This window comes from Rhodococcus sp. IEGM 1351 (genome assembly GCF_030056875.1).
Lineage (GTDB): Bacteria > Actinomycetota > Actinomycetes > Mycobacteriales > Mycobacteriaceae > Rhodococcus_F > Rhodococcus_F opacus.
This window is the reverse complement of the sequence record NZ_JASHKU010000007.1, coordinates 331550-351968: the sequence shown is the minus strand read 5'-3', so window position 1 is coordinate 351968 and position 20419 is coordinate 331550. Positions and strand designations below refer to the sequence as shown.

Below are 20419 nucleotides of genomic sequence, written 5' to 3'. Positions count from 1 at the left end.
GCGAGCGAGAACGGGCGCCGGCCGTTCTCACTCCCGAGTCGGAGTTCGACCCGAAACCGAAACTTTTCGGCAACACGACCCGGCTAGTTTCACGCGCATGTCAGCCCTTTCCGACGCCATCGCGCGTTCGTTCGCCACCGGCGAGCCCGAACGTCAGGCCCTGTCGCCGTTGCGTGCGCTGGGCAGGCGGCAGTTGTCGGGCTTCGAGGTTCTCGCCCAGTCGGTGGCCACGACGGCGCCTGCGGTGTCGATGGTGGTCCTGCCCGTCACCATGTTCACCCACCAGATGCTGCTGAGCGGTCTGATCACGATCGTCGTCGCGACGGTGGTGGTCTCCCTGATCGCGGTGTGCGTCTCGCAGTTCACGCGACGTATGGCGGCCGCGGGCGGTCTCTACAGTTTCGTGTTCCAGGGCCTCGGCACGCGAGCCGCGCTGACGGCGGGTGTCGCCATGCTGACCAAGTACGTGGGCAGTGCGGTGATGACGCTGTACCACGGTGGCCAGGCCGTGATCGCGACGCTCGGCTTCTTCGGGCTGGAACTGCGCGAACCCGCCGAGCGTCTCCTCGTCTACGCCGGGATCGCGATCGTGATCCTCGCCTGTCTGGTCCGCGGGGTGCGGTTCGCGGCCCTCGCCATCCTCGCCGTCGAATCGTGCTCGTTGCTGTTCATCGTCGGTCTGATGATCGTGACCGGCGCGGGCGGTCAGCACGCCGCGGTGCCGCCGTCCGATTCCGCGTACGGGCCGCTGCTCATGACGCTGGCCGCGGTGTTCGCCCTGGCCGGCTTCGAGAGCGCCACGTTCTTCGGGCCGGAGGCCAAGCGCCCGCTCGCCACCGTCACCCGCACCGTGATGCTCACGCCGATGATCTGCGGCGCTCTGTTCATCTTCTCGGCGTGGGCCGCCTGGTCCGGTCGCACGGACACCCTGGTCAACGCGTATCTGCACGGCACCTCCACCGGGGTCGACTCGGCCGTGGTGATCGCCCTGAACCTCGGGTTGGGCACGTCGTGGCTGGCGTCGGCGATGGCGTCGTCGAATGCCGCGTCGCGCCTGCTGTATTCGATGGGGATCGAACGAGTCGTGCCGCGTCTGTTCGCCCGGGTGCACCGGAGCTTCCGCACCCCGTACGCGGCGCTGGCGGTCATCGTGTGCGCCGTGTGCGTCGGTGCCGCGACATTCGGCATCGTCGGCAAGTCGACCGGATTCGGTCACGTGCAGTTGATTGCCAGGAGTGCGGTGGTCGCGGCGTACGTGTTGGTGGCCGTGGCGTCGGTGCGGTTCCTCAGCCGGATCGGGGAGCACACCCCTCTCGTCCTGGTGGCGGGAGTCGCGGGCAGCGCCGCCGGCGGACTCGTCCTGGCCTACATGCTGTTCGTGAACGTGGCCCACGGCTTCGCTATGGTCCCCACCGTGGTGCTGACCCTGTTGCTGTCGGGTTCGGCGTGGCAGCTGTACCTGCGATGGCGCTACCCGGCGAGCCTGCGGTCGATGGGTGTGTTCGACACCGCGGAAACAGACGATGTGCTGCCGGGAGCCGGGGTGTTCGCCACGGACGCCGCCGGGAACCTCGCGTTGACGGCGGCTGGACGTACCCCCGGGTCCCGGTGATGGGCGCCCGAGCGGGGGAGATCGCGGGCCACGAACCACGCGCCGTGCAGAAGGCACTCGCCCTGCTCGAGGCCGTCGCTCAGCTCGGGTCCGGGGCGACCGCGCGAGACATCGCCGCACACGCGGGGATCCCCCAGGCCACGGCGTACCGGCTGCTCAATCTCCTGACCGCCGACGGCTATCTGGTGCGGATCGCCGACCTGTCCGGGTTCGCGCTGGGCCGGCGGACCAGGCAGCTGGCGGGGGCGGATGCGGCGCCGGACCCGGTCGACCACCACGCCGTGCTCGAAGAACTGCGCGAACAGGTGCGTTTCGGGATCCATCTGGCGTCGTTCGCGGGCGGCCGGGTGCGACTCGTCGACCGGGACCCCGACCACGAACTCAGCGGCGAGAACACGATCGCCGCGCACCTGCACGCGTCTGCGATCGGCAAGATCCTCCTCGCGTCCCGTCCGGACCTGGTGCCGTCGAGTCTGCGCCGGGTCACGTCGCGGACCGTCACCGACATCGCCACGCTGCGGGGTGAACTCGACGCCGTCCGTCACACCGGTTCGGCCCGAGAGGTCGACGAGGTGCGGGTGGGCCGCAGCGCCGTCGCCGTCCCGGTGCACGATGCGCAGAACGCGGTGGTCGGATGCCTTGCGGCGATCGGCAAGACCGGACGCCTGGCCGTCGACGATCCGGAACTCACCGACCTCCTGCGATCGTGTGCGGCCCGGGTGAGCGGCCGGGTCCCTGCCTGAGACCGGCACTCAGCTCGAACTGGCGAGCATGTCCAGGATTTCGGCGCGCACCGCACGACGCGACCAGTTGCCGAACCGATTCTGCGCCGACTCCCAGCGGTCCTCCCCCACGTGCTCGACTGCGAACGCGACGTGCCGGGGGTGTCGCAGCGACGCGATGTCCTGCCGCGCCCGGGCCCGGGCCGACAATGCCAGCAACGCGAGGCCACGATCGGAATCACCGTGCGCGAGCTCGAAGCACCCCACCCCGGCCGCCACGGCCCCGGTGACCGGCAGATCCTGGTAGGCAGCCTGTCCCAGCCTCGACAGCGCTGCCTCCGCGAGCTTCGGCACGAACTCCACCATCATCTCGGACCGGCCGTGCAGCACGTGGGCGCACACCACCGACGCCGCCAGCATCATTCCGAACGGATCGGCGTACGGCTCGGACAGCATCCGGGGATACACCATGTCCAGCGCCTCACGGTAGCGGGCGAGCCCGCGTTCGACGTCGCCGTCCGCGAGATCGATTTCCGCGAGACTGCCGGTGGCGGCGGCCCGCCATTCGTCCGGCTGGTGGTCGTCGGTCCCGGTGCCCGCACCGCGATGCTCGAGTACCGTCTCGGCCAGCACTTTCCGGCCGGCCTCCACATCACCGTCGGCGATCAGCGCGGAGGCCTGGAAGCCCCACAACTGATCCGCCTCCTCCTGCGCACCCAGCTTCCGCATGCCCTCGACGGCGTCCTGATAGTGCCGCACCGCGTGCCGGTAGCGCCCGGACTGACTGTGCAGCGAACCGAGGAACTGCGACGCCATCGCCGTGCCCCACACGTCACCGATCGCCCCGCACAGTTCGGACACCGTCGCGGCATCCCTCATCGCGCCGCGGAAGTCGCCGAGGTTCTCCCGCATGCTGGCCCGCGCGGACAACGCGGCCGCGCGGGTCTCCGGATCGTCCGACCGCACCCCGTCCGCGACGACCCTGGCCAGGCGCCGTCCCGAACCCAGCGACAGGATGAGCCGCACCGCGAACGAGGTGACCGACGGAAGGTCGGGGCGGTCCCGGAGCAGGTGACGCAGCCGGATCCGGGCCCGGGCGAGCGTGCGCGTCTGGCCACCGAACACCAAGTGCATCGCCGCGAGCAGGAACGTGTACGCCACCAGTTCCGAACCGACGTCCGTCAGGTCTGCGGCCGCCGTCGACCCGAGAATCCGCGGCGTCCAGTTCATCACCTCCGAGTGCGCGCCCCGAATGGCCCACAGGCCGCCCAGCACCGGGAACACGGTTGCCACCGTCTCCGCGTCGTCGCGCTCGACCGCCCACCGCAGGACCGCGAGCAGGTTGTCGTGGTCGGCGTCGATGTCGTCCGCGAGCGCAACCTGGTCGGATCGGCACCGGCGGAGCGCCTCCGACGCGAACCGGCCGGCCCAGACCCCTTGGCGAGCAAACACTTCCGATTCCTCGCCGGCCGACGCGAGCTGCTCCTCGCCGTACTCGCGCACCGTCTCGAGCATGTAGTAGCGCAGCGTGTCCGACGTCTCCGACACGGACAGCAGGGATTGATTCACGAGGCCCTCGACCGCATCCACGACGTCATCGACGCCGTCCCACTCCGCGATCGTCCGGGCGGCGTCGAGGGTGAACCCCGCCGGGAACCGGCAGAGTCTGCGCAGCGCGATCTGCTGTTGCTCGCCCAGAAGCTGCCAGCTCCAATCGATGACGGCGTGCAGGGTGCGGTGCCGCTCGGGCGACGTCGGGTCGTGCGACCGCAGCAGCGCGAACCGATGCTCGAGTCGTCGGCCGATGTCCTCGACGCTCATGCTGCGTACCCGCGCGGCGGCCAGTTCGATCGCGAGCGGGAGACCGTCGAGAGTGCGGCAGAGGCTGCGCACCGCCTCCGGGTCGAGACGCGCCGTGGGCCGCACCGCGCGGGCCCGCGCCGTGAACAGTTGCACGGCGGGCGCGTCGTCTTCGTCGATCGCGAGCGGCGGCAGCGGGTACACGGCCTCGGACGCGAGCATCAGGGGTGATCGGCTGGTCGCGAGGACCGTCAGCTGGTCGCCGGCCGCCACCAGGTCGGCCACGACCTCGGAGCACGCGCCGATGACGTGCTCACAGTTGTCGAGGATCAGGAGCATCGGCCCTGCCGACAACGCTTCCCGCAGCCGTTCCCGCGCCGAATGGACGCGGCTGACGGTGAGCCGGCCCGGCGCGATGTCGACCTCGCTGAGCCCGAGCGTGCTGCTGATCGCCGCCACGACGTCCTCGCTGCTGCGCAGCGACGCGAGTTCCACCAGAGCCACGGACGTCCCCGCCGCGGCCCGCGCACCCAGTTCGTGCGCGAGTCGCGTCTTGCCGGCACCGCCGGGCCCGAGGATGGTCACCACCCGCGAAGACGTGAGCAACCGCTCGATCTCCGCGATGTCCGAGTCGCGTCCCAGGAGGGCGTTGGGTGCCGCGCGGAGCCCGATCGCCGTCCGGTCCGGCGACGCGAGGAGCGGAGCCGCCACAGCACCGGGACGTCCGCCCCGCAGGATCTCGGTGTGCAGAGCGACGAGCGCCGGCGACGGATCGGCCCCCAGCCGGGACACCATCCGCTTGCGGAAGGTCGCGAACACGTCCAGCGCCTCGTTGTCCCGCCCGAGCCCTGCGAGCGCCCGCATCAGATGCGCGTGCCCCTGCTCGTCCAGCGGTTCTGCGGCGACGTGGGCCAGCGCCTTCGGGAGGGCGGCGTCCCAGTCTTCGGCCGCCACCAGCGCCGCCAGTTCCGCGGCCTCGAGCTGCCCCCGGATCACTGCGGCATCGGCGGCGAGTTCTGTTGCGGCGGCACCCCCGGGAAGGTCCGCGCCCGGGTCGCCCTGCCACAACGCGAGCGCATCGCGGATCTCGTCCGGCCCGACGCTGCGACCGTTCCCCCGGCCTCTCAGCCGGCGTGCCACGTCCTCGGCGCGCGTCAGATCGACGGCATCCCTGGGCACCGCCAGCCGGTAACCGGCCGGGCCGATCTCCAGCGCTCCGTCCGGCAACGCCGCGCGCAGACGGGAGACCTGCGTGTGCAACGCATTCATCGGGGACCGCGGCGGATCCTCGCCCCACACCTCGTCGATGAGGGCCTGCGCCGACCGGCTCCGGCCGGGATCGCGGGCGAGAGCGACCAGCAGGCTGCGCGCGCGGGTGCCGGGCAGCGGCGCGAGCACGCCCGATCGCCACGTCGATATCTCACCCAACAAGGCGACCTGGATCGGTGTGCTTGCCGGTGCCACTCTCTCGTCCACGCTCATGTGCTGGTCCACCGCGTTCGATGGTATTGCACGGCGTGGGTGCGGGCGTCTTCTCGCACGGTGCAAAGATCGGTGCATGGCAACGGCTGCTCAATGGATCGAAGGCGCTCGTCCGCGCACCCTCCCGAACGCGATCGCCCCGGTGCTCGTGGGCACCGGCGCCGCGGCGTCGCTCGGCGGCGCGGTGTGGTGGAAGGCAGTACTGGCACTGGTGGTCTCTCTCGCGTTGATCGTGGGCGTCAATTTCGCCAACGACTACTCGGACGGGATCCGCGGCACCGACGACGAGCGGGTGGGCCCGCTGCGGCTCGTCGGGTCCAAGCTGGTGAAACCGTCGGCGGTGAAGGCTGCGGCCATCGCCTGCTTCGCCGTCGCCGCGGTGGCCGGTCTGGTCCTCGCCGCCACCACCGCATGGTGGCTCGTGCTGATCGGCGCCCTCTGCATCGTGGGCGCCTGGTTCTACACCGGCGGCAAGAAGCCGTACGGGTACAGCGGCTTCGGCGAGGTCGCCGTCTTCGTGTTCTTCGGTCTCGTCGCCGTGCTGGGCACCCAGTACGTGCAGGCCGAGACGGTGGACTGGGCCGGTCTCGTGTCCGCGATCGCCGTCGGTTCGTTCTCGAGCGCGGTTCTCGTCGCCAACAATCTGCGGGACATTCCCACCGACACCGAGTCCGGCAAGCGCACGCTCGCCGTCCGGCTCGGCGACTCGCGTACCCGCATCCTGCATCTCGTCACGCTGACGGTCCCGTTCGTCGTGACGCTCGTCCTGGTGCTGCGCACCCCCTGGTCGCTCGTCGGACTGCTCGCGCTGCCTCTCGCCGTCCGGGCGAACGCGCCGGTCCGCTCCGGCGGCCTGGGCCTCGCACTGATTCCGGCGCTTCGGGATTCGGGGCTGGCGATGCTGATCTGGGGCGCCGCCACCGCTGTGGCCCTCTCGGTCGCCTGAGCGGCCGCCGGGTCAGTCGCCGTCCGGGAGGACGATGCCGAGGATGAAGTTGACGATCGAGATGATCAGGCCTCCCCATACGGCGGTCCAGAAGCCGTCGATTGTCAGGCCGTAATCGGTCTGGGAGCTCAGCCATGCGGTGAGCAGCAGCATCAGGGCATTGATCACCAGGGTGAACAGGCCGAGCGTCAGGATCAGCAACGGCAGCGACAGCAGCTTCACCAGTGGTTTGACGAAGATGTTGACGACGGTGAACACCGCCGCGATGCCGAGCAGCACCACGATGTCCCAGCCGGTTCCGTTGCCCGAACTGGAGATGTCGATGCCCGACACCCAGGCTGCCGCCAGCCAGATCGCGAACGCGTTGATGACGAGGCGTACCAAGAAGGTCATGGGTGCATGCTGGCACATCGTTCGGACAAACGGGAACTGGATAACCCGGGACCGGGATGGTCAGGCCGCGCGGTCGTCGAGTGCCGCGTGGATGCGACGTCGGAGTTCGCCGACACCGACCTGGACCTCGAGAATCTCCCGTGTCGTGCCGTCGGCAACTCGCAGCACTCCGAGGAAGATGTGCTCGGCGCCGATGTGATCGTCCTTGCGCGCCAGCGCCTCCCGCAGTGACAGTTCGATCGCCTTCTTCGCGTCGCGGGTGAACCCGATGTGCCCCGACTTCCGGCCGAACCAGCCGCGCTTCTCCGCCGGCTCTTCGGGATCGAGGACGCCCTTGCCGAAGTTCTGCTCGAGGCTCTGCCGCACCGCGTCGAGGTCGATCCCGATCGATTCGAGCGCTTCCGCGTCGGCGTCGCTCAAGGCCGTGCCGCGGGTCGCGACGGTCGATCGCGACGTCTCCTCCTCGACGCCGGCGTCGGCGAGGATGCCGTGGACGGGTTCGGTTTTCGCGGACAGCAGCGCGAGTACGAGGTGTTCGGGCCCGATCTGGGGCGACTTCAGTGCGCGCGCTTCCTGTTGCGCGCCGATCACCACCGCCCGGGCGTCCATCGAGAATCGTTCGAACATGCGCCGTTACCTCCCTCTCCGATTGTGCTTCTGATGGACGGCCTGCCTGCTCACCTCGAGGGAATCGGCGATCGCCTGCCAGGACCAGCCCTGGGCGCGGGCGTTGGCGACCTGGATGGCCTCGAGCCGTTCGAGGAGACGCCGCAGCGCACGCACGGCCCGCAACCCCTCGGCGGGGTCGGGGCTGCCCGCCGCTGCGGCGAGCGTGGTTGCTTCGGTCATGCATGTCAATTTAGGTTGACACCGACCGGGTGTCAACCCGCCTTGACAGATCTCGGGGCGGCCGTCAGTACGCGGCGACCGCCCCGTCGACGGCGATCTGCAGTTCCTTCTGCACGACGTGGGCGATGTCCATCGGCTTCGCCGGGAGGTCGAACAGCGGTTCCCCGACGAAGACGCTGGCCGACTTCACGTTCTCGGGGTCGGGCCCGTGGGCGTCCGGCCCGTAACTGATGCCGATGGACAGCAGCACGGGTGAGACTCCGCGATCTGCCGCACGTTTCGCGATGTGACCGATTCCGCTGTTGATGTGCTGCAGGCGGGTCGGGTCGTCCTCGTTGCACGTGCCCTCGGGGAAGATCGCCAGGTTGTCACCGCGACAGAGCCGTTCGGAGGAGATGTCCATCATGAGGCGGCCCGCGTCGGCGACCGCCCGGAGCCCGTAGTTCTTGCTGCGGAACACCGGGATGCCGCCCATCATGTCGACCTTCTTGTGCAAGTCGGGGTCGACGAACAATTCGTCTTTGGCGAGCACCCGGGTGCGTCCGATCGCGCGGCGCAACGGCGTGTTCCAGGCCGTGGCCGCAAGCGTGTACTGGTCGCTGTGGGTGATGTGATTGGCGGCGACGATCAGCACCCTGCCGGACTTCACGAGCCCGGCGAGCTGCGCCTTCGCGTCGTCCGCGTACACGACCCGCGGCCGGTATTTCGCATACAGCGACGCGTACGCCAGCTTGGCGAGCATCCGATTCTGCTGATGGTCGCGGTAGTACGCGTACACCGCTTCGTAGTTCTCGAGAGTTACCTCGGGCTTGTCCATGCTCGTCCCCACTCCGTCGTCCTATCGCCAGGCTACCAACCTACGGTTGCGTAGCCTACGGTGGAGTAAGTTTCGGGAAAGTGCAGGGAAACTGTGCGAACAGCACGATTTCGGGTACAAAAGACCTGTGATCCGCCCGGCCATTTCCACCGACCTGCCCGTCCTGCAAGACATCGAAATCGCGGCGGGAGCGCCGTTTCGTGACATCGGAATGGACGCCGTCGCCGACGATCCCCCGTTCACACTCGACGAGTTGACCGAATACCTCCAGCTGGAATGCATTTGGGTCGCGGTCGACGCAGACGATGCCCCGGTCGCATACGCACTCGTCGCCGTGGTCGACGGGGCCGCCCACATCGAGCAGGTGTCGGTCCACCCCGGCCACGCCCGTCAGGGCCTCGGCGCCCTGCTCCTCGACGAGATCTCGTCGTGGGCGGCGGTCCGCGGGCTGCCCGCCCTCACCCTCACCACGTTCGTCGACGTCCCGTGGAACGCCCCCTACTACGAGCGGCTGGGTTTCCGCCCCCTGCCGGAGGACGCCCTGACCCCGGGCCTGTCACGCATCCGCGCCGACGAGGCCCGGCACGGCCTCGCCGCGTGGCCGCGGGTCACGATGTCCCGCCCGGTGACGGCGCCGGTGCGTACCGGCGCGACCGCGCCTCAGCCGGGCTGACCGGGCCACTCCCCGGTCGCCGCGAAGCGGTCGAGCACCGCGGTCGGACCGGTGAGGTCGATACCCTCCCCGGCCACCCAGTCGTCGTCGAAGTAGGTGTCCGCGTAGCGTTCGCCGCCGTCGCACAGGATCGTGACCACACTGCCGGACCGTCCGGCCGCGAGCATCTCCGCGACGACGGTGAACGCACCCCACAGGTTCGTGCCCGTGGAACCGCCGACCCGGCGACCCAGCACCGAACTGGCGTGCCGAGCCGCCGCGATGGACGCGGCGTCGGGCACCCGCATCATCCGGTCGATGACCTGCCCGACGAACGACGGCTCCACCCGCGGCCTGCCGATGCCCTCGATGCGCGAGGGCATCCCCGTCGCGTAGTCACAGGAGTTGGTGTCGTAGCCGCCGAAGAACGCCGAGTTCTCCGGATCCACCACGAGCAGCCGGGTCGCGTGCCTGCGGTAGCGGATGTACCGGCCCAGCGTCGCGCTGGTGCCGCCGGTGCCGGCGCTCATGACGAGCCACTGCGGCACCGGGTGCTCTTCACGAATCATCTGGTGGTAGATCGACTCGGCGATGTTGTTGTTGCCCCGCCAGTCGGTGGCCCGCTCCGCGTGCGTGAACTGGTCCATGAAGTGACCGCCCGTCTCCGCGGCGAGCCGTCGGGCCTCGCTGTAGATCTCCGGCGGCCGGTCGATGAAGTGGCAGCGACCGCCCTGCGCCTCGATGAGGGCGATCTTCGCGCCGCTCGTGCTGCGCGGCATGACGGCCACGAAGTCGAGTCCGAGCATCTTCGCGAAGTACGCCTCGCTGACGGCCGTGGACCCCGAGGACGCCTCGATGACCGTGGTCCCCTCGGTGATCCATCCGTTGCAGATCGCGTAGAGGAACAGCGATCGGGCCAGCCGATGCTTGAGGCTGCCCGTGATGTGGGTCGACTCGTCCTTCAGGTAGAGCTGCACACCCCATTCGACGGGCAACGGGTACCGCAGCAGGTGCGTGTCGGCGCTGCGCTGCGCGTCGGCGTCGATGAGACGGACAGCGTTGTCCACCCAGTCACGCGGAAAGCTCCGGTCGATGACGACGCAGTCGCCGTCCGTCACCGGGACGTGCCCTCACCGCGGAGCCTGGCACGCAGGTCGGCCTGGTCGGCGCGACGCTGCGCGTCGAACGCGGCGATCCCCTCGTTGACCCGCCGGCGGAGTTTCGCGAACAGCAGCAGCGACAGCGGGAGTGCGATGAGGACCGCGAAGATGGCGGCGACGAGCAGCGGCACGGCGACTCCGACTAGTGCAGCCACCCCGAGGATGATGGCGCCGATGACGACGACCAGCAGCAGCCGGGCGATCGAATAGATCGCGACGTCGCGCGCCAGCTGCCCCTTGGTCACCCGCCCGTCCTGCTTCGCCGGTGCGCTCGAATCGGCTGTGACGGGGCGCTCGACCTGGTCTTCTGGCTTCTCGGATGACTCACTCACGCTCCCAGGTTACCCATCGCCGAGCCCGCCCCTCACACGTCCGACTTATCCGATTTGTCTATTACCTCCCCTTTACCAACATTAGATCGTTCGAGTACCCGGGGGGCCAGATGTCACGATGACCGAGATCAGTCGCAACAGCGGCCGGCTTCAGCACAGACCAGTCGAAAGCAGTGGAGGACCGTCGATGAGCGCACCCACCTACAACGGACCCGGATTCAGCGGATCCAACGAAGCCCTCATGACCCCGGGCCAGGTGGCTGCCCTGTTCCATGTCGACCCGAAGACCGTGACGCGATGGGCGCACGCGGGCCGGCTCGGATCGCTGCGCACCCCCGGCGGGCACCGCCGCTTCCGCGAGGCCGAGGTCATGCAGCTGCTCCGCTCCCTGACGACGGAGGCGGGCCGACCCTGATATTGGGCGGGCAGCCGTAGAGCTGACCGCGACCGCACTACCCGGACGCCCTGCGACCGGATAAGTGCCCTCTGCCGCCGACGCGGCTACGCTCAGGGATACCGGCTACCCTCGAGCGGTGTAAGGAGGTGCGCGGTGATCTATCTGTTGGCACTCATCGGGCTCGTGACAGTGGCGGTCCTGCTCTGGAAGGCGTTCGGCCCGAACACCAGGCCCGTGCTCAGCAATCGGGTGCAGGGACCCGACGACGATCCGGATTTCCTCTGGAAGGTCGATCGGGAGACCCGTCGGAAGAAGTCCGACGAACCCGATGCCGGTCCGGCGGACCCCGCCGGGTGAGCCGAAGCCGGGGTGCCGGTCGATCCGGCACCCTCGGTCTCATTGCCTCAGCGACGATCCTGTAGCGCGAAACTGGACGCCGGGAAGTCCGACGCCACCGCAGCGGCCAGTTCGAGAAGAGCGTTGCGCGTCTTGGGACGCAGTCGCTCCAGTTCGATCTCGGCGCCCTCTTCGAGGTGCGGATCGAACGGAATCAGCCGGACCAGGCGGCACCGCTGCTCGAAGTGCTCGACGACCTTCGGCAGATCCACCTTGCCCGACCGCGGGCGGACTGCGTTGACGACGGCCACCGACCGGGACACCAGTTCGCGGTATCCGTGGGCGTCGAGCCAGTCGAGGGTCGCGGAGGCGCTGCGGGCGCCGTCGACGGACCCCGAGCTGACCACCACGAGCGCGTCGGCCTCTTCGAGGATGGTCTGCATGGCGGAATGCATCAGTCCGGTGCCGCAGTCGGTGAGGACGATGCTGTAGAACTTCTCGAGCATCGTGACGGTCCGCGAGTAGTCGTCCGCGCTGAACGCCTCCGACACCGCCGGGTCGCTGTCGGACGCGAGCACCTCGAGCCGGTGCCGGCTCTGCGACGTGTAACTGCGGACGTCGCTGTACTTTTCGATGCTCTGCTCGTCGCGCAGGAGATTGCGCACCGTGGCCGGGGTCTCGAGGGGAATCTTCTGACTGAGCGTGCCCCGGTCGGGGTTGGCGTCGACGGCGATGACGCGGTCGCCGCGCAGTGACGCGAACGTGGAGCCGAGGGTCGCGGTGGTGGTGGTCTTGCCCACTCCGCCCTTGAGGCTCAGCAGCGCGATCTTGTAGCAGCCCTGCAGCGGCTGGTTGACCTGCTTGGTCAGCTCGATCCGGCGCTGTTCCTTCGCGCTGTTGCCGACGTTGATGTAGCGGCCGGACAGTTGGTACAGCGCCTTGCGCCATCCCGTGGTGGGGGCCGGCTTGACCTGCTTGAGGAGCAGCGACGTCGACAGGTCACGCGCCGACACCGCGTACTGCTGATCGGCATTCGTGGTGTGCGGGCGGGGTTGCTGGGGTGCGTGCTGGACCGGCGCCTGCTGCGGCGGCGTGAACGCTCCCTGCACGGGAGTCTGCTGCGGGGCCGGGGCCTGCTGCGGGACGGGAGCGGCGGCCGGGGCCTGGGTCTGCGGCCGCGCGGGTGCGGCGGCCGGGGCCTGGACACCGGGCTGCGCGAACGGGTTGGGACCCTGCGGCTGAACGTACGGAGCCTGCCGCGCGGCGTTCCACGCGGCGGCCGATGCGTGGTCGTCCCCGGGCGGATTCGATGCAGGCCGTACCGGCTCCCACATGCCGGCGTTGTTTTCGGACATGACTCAACATCCCCCTCGTGAAGTCTCCATCGTCCCCACCGAATCACACCGATCGGAGACGTCGCGGCGGAAGGATATCAGTCGGTGACTACCGTCAGTTGAGGCCCGCGTACGAGTGCAATCCCGACACCACCATGTTGATGATGAACAGGTTGAACAGCATCGCGACGAAGCCCGCCACGTTGATCCAAGCGGCCTTGGTGTCGCGCCATCCCGACGTCGCACGGGCGTGGAGGTAGGCGGCGTAGATCACCCAGGCGATGAACGACACCGTCTCCTTGGGGTCCCAGCCCCAGAATCGGCCCCAGGCGGCCTCGGCCCAGATGGCGCCGAGGATGACGCCCGCGCCGAACAGCGGGAACCCGATGATGGTGGTCTTGTATGCCAGCCGGTCCAGGGTCTGCGCGTCGGGTAGCCGCTCCGCGATCCGCGCGAACACGCCCGTTCCTTCCTCGCCGCGCGGGTACCGCATGCGCAGCAGGAACAGCAGGCTCGCGATGCCCGACACCAGGAACACACCGGAACCGACGCTCACGATGGTGACGTGGATGGGCAGCCAGTACGACCGCAGTGCGGGCACCACGGGTGCCGCGTCCGCGTACAGCACGGTGGCGGCGAGGAACATCAGGATCAGGACGGGGACGAGCAGGAACACCCACATCGACCGGTACGCCGGCTTCGACAGGAGTGCGAGACCGACGACGAGTGCCGCTGCGCAGGCCATCGTGACGAACTCGTACATGTTGCCGAGCGGGAACCGCTCGGTCGCGAATCCGCGCAGCACGATCGACGCGAAGATCAGCACCGTGCCGACGACGAGCACGGCCGCGCCCATGCCGCCGAAGCGCTCGGACATGGGTTTCTTCGGCTGCTCGACCAGTCGACCGGGCACCGAGGGCGCGTCGGCCGAGCGTGCACCGGAGCCTGCCGACACGAGTTCCCGGTCCTGCACTGCCTGCGCCCGGGTGGACGCGTACTGCACGATGAGCAGCACGAGTGCCAGCACCAGGACGGTGAAGGCAGATCGGAAGGCCCAGTCGCTGTACTGCGCCAGTGTCTCGTTGGTCGTCATCGTTGGCTCTCCTGCGCGTCAGGCTTCGTGTCGTCCGTGAGCAGACGGGTGCAGAGTCGGCCGAACTCGTCGCCCCAGCCGGCCTGATCGGTCCGGGCGAGTCCACCAAGCTCTACTACAGTACGTCGTGGGTCAAGATCGGACGCGTCCGCGGGGTAGATGCGGGCCCACACGCGGCGACGCTTGACCAGCAGCGAGACGAGCAGTCCGGCCATCATCGTCAGCGCCGACACCAGCACCCACTGCTGCGCCGGGTCGTGCGACACCTGCAGGTTCACGAAGTCCACGGCACCGTCGAACCGCACCTGGGTGCCGTCGGCCAGCGTCGAACTCTCCCCCGGTTTCAGATTCACCCGGTCCTGCTTCACGAGCCGGCCCTGGTTGATCAATTCGGTGTTCAGCGAGAACAGCGACTGCGGATTGCCCGTGTCGAGGCCGGTGTCGCCCTTGTAGATGTCGATGGCGACGGCCGGGTCGTTCATGGCCGGGTAGCTCGACGCCAGCAGATTGCCGTGCAACAGCGCGGTCGGGGCGAACAGTCCCTCGATCGCGATCTGATTCTTCCGGCGCTCGTCGGTGTCGGTGTACATGCCGCCGGGCGGGTCGAACCGCATCGCACCGCTGCTGAGGAACGTCGTCGCGTCGTCGGGACGCCACTGCAGCGTCTCGGTGCGGGTTTCCCCGTTCGGGAACGTGACGGTGAACGTCGGCGCGTACCCGTGCCCCTGCAGGTAGACGCGGTCGCCCTCGACGCGAAGCGGGTGGTTGACCTGCAACTGTCCGTCCCGCCACGTGTTCGTCTCGAGGTCGTCGCCGGCCTGGTAGGCGATGTTGGATGTGAACATCTCGGCCTGACCGCTGTCGAGGTAGTCGGCCGCGAAGTCCTTGACCTTGACGCACAGCGGCGTCATGCCGGTGCCGTCCTGCGTGTTGCCCGCCTTGAACGAGTCGAAGACCGCGGGCGACGTGGTGCAGAAGCCGGGACCGTTGTTGGCGACCACGATGACGTTGCCCTCGTAGCCGAACAGCTTGCCGACGGCGATCGCGACGAGCAGCGCCACGAGCGACAGGTGGAAGACCAGGTTGCCGAGCTCGCGGAAGTAGCCCTTCTCCGCGGAGATGGTGATCTCGCCGTCGTGCGCGGCGCGCTCCCCGCCCGCGCGGGTCTCGACCCGCCACCCCTTCAGGTGGGTGCGGATGCGGGCGGCGAGTTCCTCCGGCGTCTCGTCGACGCGGTCCTCGTGGTGGTGCGGCAGTCGCGCGAGGTTCCGCGGGGCAGGCACCGGACGGGTGCGCAGCGCCTTGGCGTGGTCGACACAGCGCGGCAGGATGCAGCCGACGAGGGAGATGAAGAGCAGGACGTAGATCGCGGTGAACCAGAAGCTGCCGAACACGTCGAACAGCTCGAGCTTGTCCATCCACGGACCGAGGGTCGGCCGATTCGAGATGTATTCGTCGACCTTGCCCGCGTTGAGGCTGCGCTGCGGGAGCAGCGCGCCGGGAATGGCCGCGAGGGCCAGCAGGAACAGCAGCACCAGCGCCGTGCGCATGGACGTGAGGCCACGCCAGGTGTTGCGGACGACCGCGAACGCGCGGCCCGGCAGCGATTGACGGGGCACCGGTGCGGCTTCCGGGGCCTCGGAAATCTGGGTGTCGCTCATATAGGGAGGGTCACTTCCGAGATAAAGGCGTCGCGAACCCAGCCGACGAACTGGTCCCACGCGCCGGTGACGAGGGCGACGCCCACGGCCACCAGCATGATTCCGCCGAAGATTTGAATGGTGCGCGCGTTGCGGCGCAGCCAGCCGACACCGCGCAGCGCCCGGGACGAGCCGAGCGCCAGGATCACGAACGGCAACCCGAGGCCGAGGCAGTACGCGACGATCAGGGCCACTCCGCGGGCGGCGGTGGCACCGTCGGTGCCTGCGGCCAGTGAGATGACACCCGCCAGGGTGGGGCCGAGGCACGGGGTCCAGCCCAGTGCGAACACGGCACCGAGCAGCGGGGCCCCGGCCAGGCTGGAGATGCGGCGCGGCTCGAGCCTCGTGTCGCGCTGCAGGGCCGGGATCAGGCCGATGAACACCAGGCCCATGGCGATGGTGACCACCCCGCCGACCCGCATCAGGATGTCGCGGTTGATCGCGAGCGCCGAGATGGCGCCGAACACGGACGCGGTGGCCAGCACGAACACCACGGTGAAACCGGCGACGAACAGGGCCGCGGCGCCCGCGACCCGCAGCCGACCGTCGGCGACCGTCTTCGTGCGGGTGGCCGCCTCCTCCGCGGTGACGGCCGGGGCGTCCGCGCCGACCACACCCGCGAGGTAGGACAGGTATCCGGGCACGAGGGGCACGACGCACGGCGACGCGAACGACACCAGACCGGCGAGGACGCACGCGCCGAGCGCGAGCAGCAGCGGTCCGGATGCAGCAGTGGACTGGAAGGCGTCGCCGACGCCACCGGCGAGAAGGGTAGTGCTGGTGCTCACGATTCCTGCGCCACCCGTTCGACCACCGGCTTCAGGTCCTCGGCGAGCAGTTCCTTCAGGAACACCGCGGCCACGCGGTGGTCCCGGTCGAGCACGATCGTGGTGGGGATGACGCTCGTGGGGTAGTTCTGCCCCAGCGCGATCATCGTCCGCATGGCGGGGTCGTAGATCGACGGATACGACACCTTGTTGTCGATCACGAAGTCCTGCGCCTTGTCCTGCTGGTTGTCCCGCACGTTGATCCCGAGGAACGACACTCCCTGATCCTTGGTCTCCTCGTACACCTGCTCGAGGTCGTTGGCCTCACCCCGGCACGGGCCGCACCACTGCCCCCACACGTTGAGGACCACGACCTGCCCCTCGAAATCGTCGAGCGAGGTGGTCTTGCCCTCGGTCATCAGATCGGGTCCGGACACCGTGCCGATGGTGCCGCGGTCGGCGGGCGGGTCGTAGAAGATCTCCGTCTGTCCGCCCGGCGACACGAAGTCGAACGTGCCGCCCTGGGCCACGGCGTCGTCGCCGGACGCACACGCCGACAGCGACACCGCGGCCGTACAGATCACCGCGAGAAGCCCGGCGAAGCGCCCCCGACTCATGCCCCGGTCACCCTCGGATCCGACGCGCCCGCGGGCTCCGAGTACACGATGTCGATGAGGGTGTCGCCCTCGTAGACGAGGGACGTCAGCGACGCGAGACCGCACTGGCGGTGCCGCGGGTCGTGCCACAGCCGCTCCCCCTGCAGGAATCGGCGGAGGGTCCAGACGGGGAGCTGGTGGCTGACGACGACGGCCTCGTGGCCCACCGCCGACACGCGGGCGCTGTTGACGGCGGCCAGCATGCGGTGCGCGATTTGCAGGTACGGCTCACCCCAGGACGGTGTGAACGGGTCGCGCAGTTTCCACCAGTGCCGGGGACGGGACAGCGCGCCGTCGCCGACGGACACCTTGAGGCCCTCGAATTCGTTGCCTGCCTCGATGAGGTTCTCGTCGGTCGCGATCTCGACGCCGTGCGCGTCGGCGATCGGAACCGCCGTCTCCTGCGCCCGCTGCAGCGGCGAGGACACCACGTGCGTGATGTCGTGCTTGGCCAGCACCGACGCCACCGCGCGGGCCTGCGCCTCACCCGTCACCGACAGCCGGAACCCGGGGAGCCTGCCGTAGAGGATTCCTCGCGGGTTGTGCACCTCGCCGTGCCGGAGCACGTGCACGATGGTGCGGGTCTGTGTGTGGTCGGGATGATCGGCTTCGGTCACGTTGCGGTTCCTCGGGTCGGGACGGGAGGGCGGGTGGGTGTCGGCGGCAAGGCTGCCGGCTGCGAGGGGGGAGGACACGTCAGGGCTGGACGGCCGCGGCGGCGGCCTTCGCGGCGTGCGGCAGGGCGTCGGCGATGATCGAGAATGCTCTGTCGTCCATGGCGGCGGAGACGAACCACGCCTCGAACGCGCTCGGCGGCGGGTACACACCGCGTGAGAGCAGCCCGTGGAAGAACGCCGGGAAGCGCCAGGTCTGGGCGGCCTTGGCCTCGGCGTAGTTCGTCACCGGGTCCTCGCTGAAGAACACGCTGAGCATCGTCCCAGCGGTCTGCACCCGGTGCGGCACGCTCTCTGCGGTCAGCGCGTCGGACAGCAGGGTCCGCAGGGTGGCACTGTTGTGCTCGAGTGCGTCGTACACGCCCTGGTCGGCGGCGCGCAGGCTGGCGAGCCCGGCGGCGACGGCGACGGGGTTCCCGGACAGGGTGCCTGCCTGGTAGACGGGTCCGGCCGGGGCGAGATGCGCCATGACGTCGGCGCGGCCACCGAATGCGGCGGCGGGCAGACCACCGCTCATCACCTTGCCGAACGTGTACAGGTCACCGGCGACGCCGTCGAGTCCGTACCAGCCGGCGGAGCTGACGCGGAATCCGGTCATCACCTCGTCCATGATGAGCAGCGCGCCGTTGTCGCTGGTCAGCTTCCGCAGGCCCTCGTTGAATCCGGGCTGCGGCGCCACTGCGCCCATGTTGCCGGCGGCGGCCTCGGTGATGACGCACGCGATCGCGCCCTCGTTCGCGGCGAAGGCCTGGGCGACGGCGTCGAGGTCGTTGTAGGGAACGACGATGGTGTCCTCGGCCTGCGCGCCCGTCACGCCGGGCGATGTCGGAAGGCCGAACGTGGCGAGCCCCGAACCGGCGTCGGCCAGCAGGGCGTCGACGTGTCCGTGGTAGCAGCCGGAGAACTTGAGGACCTTGGTTCGGCCCGTGAAACCGCGGGCGAGGCGGACGGCGCTCATGGTGGCTTCGGTGCCGGAGTTGACCAGGCGCACCTTCTCCACCGGCGCGACCCGGCCGACGATCTCCTCGGCCAGTTCGATCTCGCCCTCGGTGGGTGCGCCGAACGACAGGCCGGTGGCGGCCGCTTTCTGCACTGCCTCGACGACGGCGGGGTGCGCGTGCCCGAGGATCATCGGTCCCCACGAGCAGATGAGGTCGACGTAGTCGTTGCCGTCGACGTCGGTGAGCGTGTAACCGGACGCTTCCCTGATGAACCGGGGGGTGCCGCCGACCGAGTGGAAGGCCCGCACCGGGGAGTTGACGCCGCCGGGAATGACCAGATCAGCCCTCTCGAAGAGCTGGGCGGAGCGGGATGCGTGCACGTCGGGGTCACCGGAGGAAACAGTCACGGCCTCCAGTGTCCCAGTTCTGTCGAATTTGCCAACGACAGGGTGTAGTGGGTGGCCAGGATCACTCTGCCCGATCCGTCGCGCCGGGCGATTCCGGGACGAGCGAGGCGAACATCGCCCGCATCTCCTCGGACAGCTTCATCAGTTCCACGTAACCGCCGAGCGGGCCGCCCTCGAGGTACGCGAACTCCATCCCGACGCCCTCGAACCGGCCGCGCTGCACCACCGGCAGTCCCCGGCGTCCGGCTTCGGCGAGGGTGGCCTCGAAGTCTTCGGGAACCCAGGCCACGTGATGGACGCCGGGACCGCTGGTCTCCAGCTGTTCCGCGTACAGGTTGCGTCCCGACACCGGCTGGATCAGTTCGAGCTGCTGCCCGCCGGCGTATCCGAGCGACACGTGGACCACGTAGTCGGCGGGCTGCCCGCGGTACGTGCACTGCTCGGGTCCGAAGTGCACGTCCGGGAGCCGCAGCCATCGCGCGACGCCCAGCTGTTCGGTGAAGTACCGCTCCGCCGACTCGATGTCGTCGACGACCCAGCAGATCTGGAAGATCGGGCCTTCGACGAGACTCATGCCATCTTCCCGTTGTCCACCGAGTACACGGCTCCGTGGATGGCGGAGGCGTCGTCGGATGCGAGGAAGGCCACCGTCTTCGCCACGTCCTCGGGTTCCATCAGCCCTCTCGGGGAGGCAGACTTCATGACGAGCTCGAAATCGACACCGTCGGGGAACGCGAAGTTCGTGACCTGCGGCGTCATCATCCCGCCCGGGCAGACGGCGTTGATCCGCAGCGGTGTGCCGGTGAATTCGAGTGCCATCGCGCGGGTGAGGCCCACCAGTCCGTGCTTGGCCGCGCAGTAGCCGGCCGAGTACGCCTGCCCCTGCAGTCCGGCGACGGATGCGACGTTGACGATGTTGCCTCCGCGTTCGAGCAGATGCGGCAACGCTGCCCGCGACAGGTAGAACGGCCCGTTCAGGTTCACGGCGAGATCGCGCGCCCAGTCCTCGTCCGTGACGTCCGCGGTGTGCCGGAGGGTGTGCGAACCGGCGACGTTGATCAGGACGTCGAGACCGCCGAGCCCGTCGACGCAGGCCGCCACGGCCCCGCTGCACGCTTCCGGCGACGCCACGTCCGCCGGCGCACAGTGCCCCGCGGCCTCCGGTCCGGCGATCTCGATCATGGCCTGCCGCAGCGCATCCCCGTCCCGCGCGACCCCGAACACGCGGGCGCCCCGGTCGGTGAGGAGCCGGGCCACGGCGTACCCGAGCCCCGAGGACGCCCCGGTGACGAGAGCGACCTTCCCTGCGAACGTTCCCCGATCCGTGTCCTCCATCAGTCGATGATGCA

General features: G+C 69.2%; 22 protein-coding genes. 6 read left to right on the top strand and 16 right to left on the bottom strand.

Features of this window, described 5'->3' with window-relative positions:
- The first annotated feature begins 97 nt into the window (after positions 1-97).
- Together QM806_RS15395 and QM806_RS15390 are read left to right on the top strand one after the other, a co-directional pair.
- The gene (locus tag QM806_RS15395; protein ID WP_054248135.1) at positions 98-1612 is read left to right on the top strand and encodes an APC family permease; all 1515 of its coding nucleotides are present in this window, start codon (positions 98-100) and stop codon (positions 1610-1612) included.
- Positions 1612-2355: an IclR family transcriptional regulator gene (locus tag QM806_RS15390; protein WP_005564438.1), complete on the top strand. Its 744-nt coding sequence runs from the start codon at positions 1612-1614 to the stop codon at positions 2353-2355. Before QM806_RS15395 ends, QM806_RS15390 begins: the two co-directional genes overlap by 1 nt.
- Positions 2356-2364: 9 nt before the next feature.
- Here the strand turns inward: QM806_RS15390 and QM806_RS15385 are convergent, their stop codons facing one another.
- The gene (locus QM806_RS15385; protein WP_283291939.1) at positions 2365-5616 is read right to left on the bottom strand and encodes an AfsR/SARP family transcriptional regulator; all 3252 of its coding nucleotides are present in this window, start codon (positions 5614-5616) and stop codon (positions 2365-2367) included.
- 76 nt (positions 5617-5692) lie between these two features.
- Between QM806_RS15385 and QM806_RS15380 the strand changes: the two genes are divergently transcribed.
- Positions 5693-6562 (top strand): 1,4-dihydroxy-2-naphthoate polyprenyltransferase, encoded by an 870-nt coding sequence (locus QM806_RS15380; RefSeq protein WP_054248134.1) that lies wholly within the window; start codon positions 5693-5695, stop codon positions 6560-6562.
- Between the two features lie 12 nt (positions 6563-6574).
- On the opposite strand, the gene QM806_RS15375 is transcribed toward QM806_RS15380, so the two are convergent.
- From QM806_RS15375 to QM806_RS15360, 4 genes are all read right to left on the bottom strand, one after another.
- On the bottom strand, positions 6575-6955 hold the full coding sequence (locus QM806_RS15375) for a phage holin family protein (RefSeq protein ID WP_005258320.1): 381 nt from the start codon (positions 6953-6955) through the stop codon (positions 6575-6577).
- Between the two features lie 60 nt (positions 6956-7015).
- Positions 7016-7582: a Clp protease N-terminal domain-containing protein gene (locus QM806_RS15370; protein WP_283291937.1), complete on the bottom strand. Its 567-nt coding sequence runs from the start codon at positions 7580-7582 to the stop codon at positions 7016-7018.
- Positions 7583-7588: 6 nt separating this feature from the next.
- A complete protein-coding gene (locus tag QM806_RS15365; RefSeq protein WP_005258323.1) occupies positions 7589-7804 on the bottom strand; it encodes a hypothetical protein in 216 nt (71 codons plus the stop codon).
- Positions 7805-7868: 64 nt separating this feature from the next.
- Positions 7869-8621, bottom strand: coding sequence for a lysophospholipid acyltransferase family protein (locus QM806_RS15360; protein WP_005563677.1), 753 nt, complete (start codon positions 8619-8621; stop codon positions 7869-7871).
- A 127-nt stretch (positions 8622-8748) separates the two neighbouring features.
- Here QM806_RS15360 and QM806_RS15355 point away from each other — a divergent pair, with 127 nt between their 5' ends.
- A complete protein-coding gene (locus tag QM806_RS15355) occupies positions 8749-9294 on the top strand; it encodes a GNAT family N-acetyltransferase (RefSeq protein ID WP_005258327.1) in 546 nt (181 codons plus the stop codon).
- On the opposite strand, the gene cds1 is transcribed toward QM806_RS15355, so the two are convergent.
- Together cds1 and QM806_RS15345 are read right to left on the bottom strand one after the other, a co-directional pair.
- A complete protein-coding gene (cds1, locus tag QM806_RS15350) occupies positions 9282-10391 on the bottom strand; it encodes an L-cysteine desulfhydrase Cds1 (RefSeq protein WP_054248133.1) in 1110 nt (369 codons plus the stop codon). The two genes, QM806_RS15355 and cds1, sit on opposite strands and share 13 nt — an antisense overlap.
- Positions 10388-10765: a DUF4229 domain-containing protein gene (locus QM806_RS15345; protein WP_005258331.1), complete on the bottom strand. Its 378-nt coding sequence runs from the start codon at positions 10763-10765 to the stop codon at positions 10388-10390. Before QM806_RS15345 ends, cds1 begins: the two co-directional genes overlap by 4 nt.
- A gap of 187 nt (positions 10766-10952) precedes the next feature.
- Between QM806_RS15345 and QM806_RS15340 the strand changes: the two genes are divergently transcribed.
- Entirely contained in the window at positions 10953-11180 is a 228-nt protein-coding gene (locus QM806_RS15340) for a BldC family transcriptional regulator (RefSeq protein ID WP_005252019.1), read from the top strand.
- 135 nt (positions 11181-11315) lie between these two features.
- Positions 11316-11519 (top strand): hypothetical protein, encoded by a 204-nt coding sequence (locus QM806_RS15335; protein ID WP_005252018.1) that lies wholly within the window; start codon positions 11316-11318, stop codon positions 11517-11519.
- A gap of 47 nt (positions 11520-11566) precedes the next feature.
- Here the strand turns inward: QM806_RS15335 and QM806_RS15330 are convergent, their stop codons facing one another.
- From QM806_RS15330 to QM806_RS15290, 9 genes are all read right to left on the bottom strand, one after another.
- Entirely contained in the window at positions 11567-12853 is a 1287-nt protein-coding gene (locus tag QM806_RS15330) for a MinD/ParA family ATP-binding protein (RefSeq protein ID WP_064080650.1), read from the bottom strand.
- Positions 12854-12947: 94 nt separating this feature from the next.
- Positions 12948-13925, bottom strand: a complete 978-nt coding sequence (gene ccsB / locus QM806_RS15325; protein ID WP_005566502.1) for a c-type cytochrome biogenesis protein CcsB — start codon at positions 13923-13925, stop codon at positions 12948-12950.
- Positions 13922-15586: a cytochrome c biogenesis protein ResB gene (gene resB / locus QM806_RS15320; RefSeq protein WP_005566500.1), complete on the bottom strand. Its 1665-nt coding sequence runs from the start codon at positions 15584-15586 to the stop codon at positions 13922-13924. Before resB ends, ccsB begins: the two co-directional genes overlap by 4 nt.
- Positions 15583-16413, bottom strand: coding sequence for a cytochrome c biogenesis CcdA family protein (locus QM806_RS15315; protein ID WP_005252012.1), 831 nt, complete (start codon positions 16411-16413; stop codon positions 15583-15585). The genes resB and QM806_RS15315 overlap by 4 nt, the downstream gene beginning before the upstream one ends.
- Positions 16410-17009 (bottom strand): TlpA disulfide reductase family protein, encoded by a 600-nt coding sequence (locus QM806_RS15310; protein ID WP_005258349.1) that lies wholly within the window; start codon positions 17007-17009, stop codon positions 16410-16412. The genes QM806_RS15315 and QM806_RS15310 overlap by 4 nt, the downstream gene beginning before the upstream one ends.
- Positions 17006-17665 (bottom strand): histidine phosphatase family protein, encoded by a 660-nt coding sequence (locus QM806_RS15305; RefSeq protein WP_005566498.1) that lies wholly within the window; start codon positions 17663-17665, stop codon positions 17006-17008. Before QM806_RS15305 ends, QM806_RS15310 begins: the two co-directional genes overlap by 4 nt.
- A gap of 79 nt (positions 17666-17744) precedes the next feature.
- Positions 17745-19070 carry a glutamate-1-semialdehyde 2,1-aminomutase gene (hemL, locus tag QM806_RS15300; protein WP_283291927.1) on the bottom strand — a complete coding sequence of 442 codons (1326 nt, stop codon included), beginning with the start codon at positions 19068-19070 and terminating at the stop codon, positions 17745-17747.
- Positions 19071-19131: 61 nt separating this feature from the next.
- On the bottom strand, positions 19132-19644 hold the full coding sequence (locus tag QM806_RS15295) for a VOC family protein (RefSeq protein WP_182624624.1): 513 nt from the start codon (positions 19642-19644) through the stop codon (positions 19132-19134).
- The gene (locus QM806_RS15290; protein WP_283291924.1) at positions 19641-20405 is read right to left on the bottom strand and encodes an SDR family NAD(P)-dependent oxidoreductase; all 765 of its coding nucleotides are present in this window, start codon (positions 20403-20405) and stop codon (positions 19641-19643) included. The genes QM806_RS15295 and QM806_RS15290 overlap by 4 nt, the downstream gene beginning before the upstream one ends.
- Between the last annotated feature and the right edge of the window lie 14 nt (positions 20406-20419).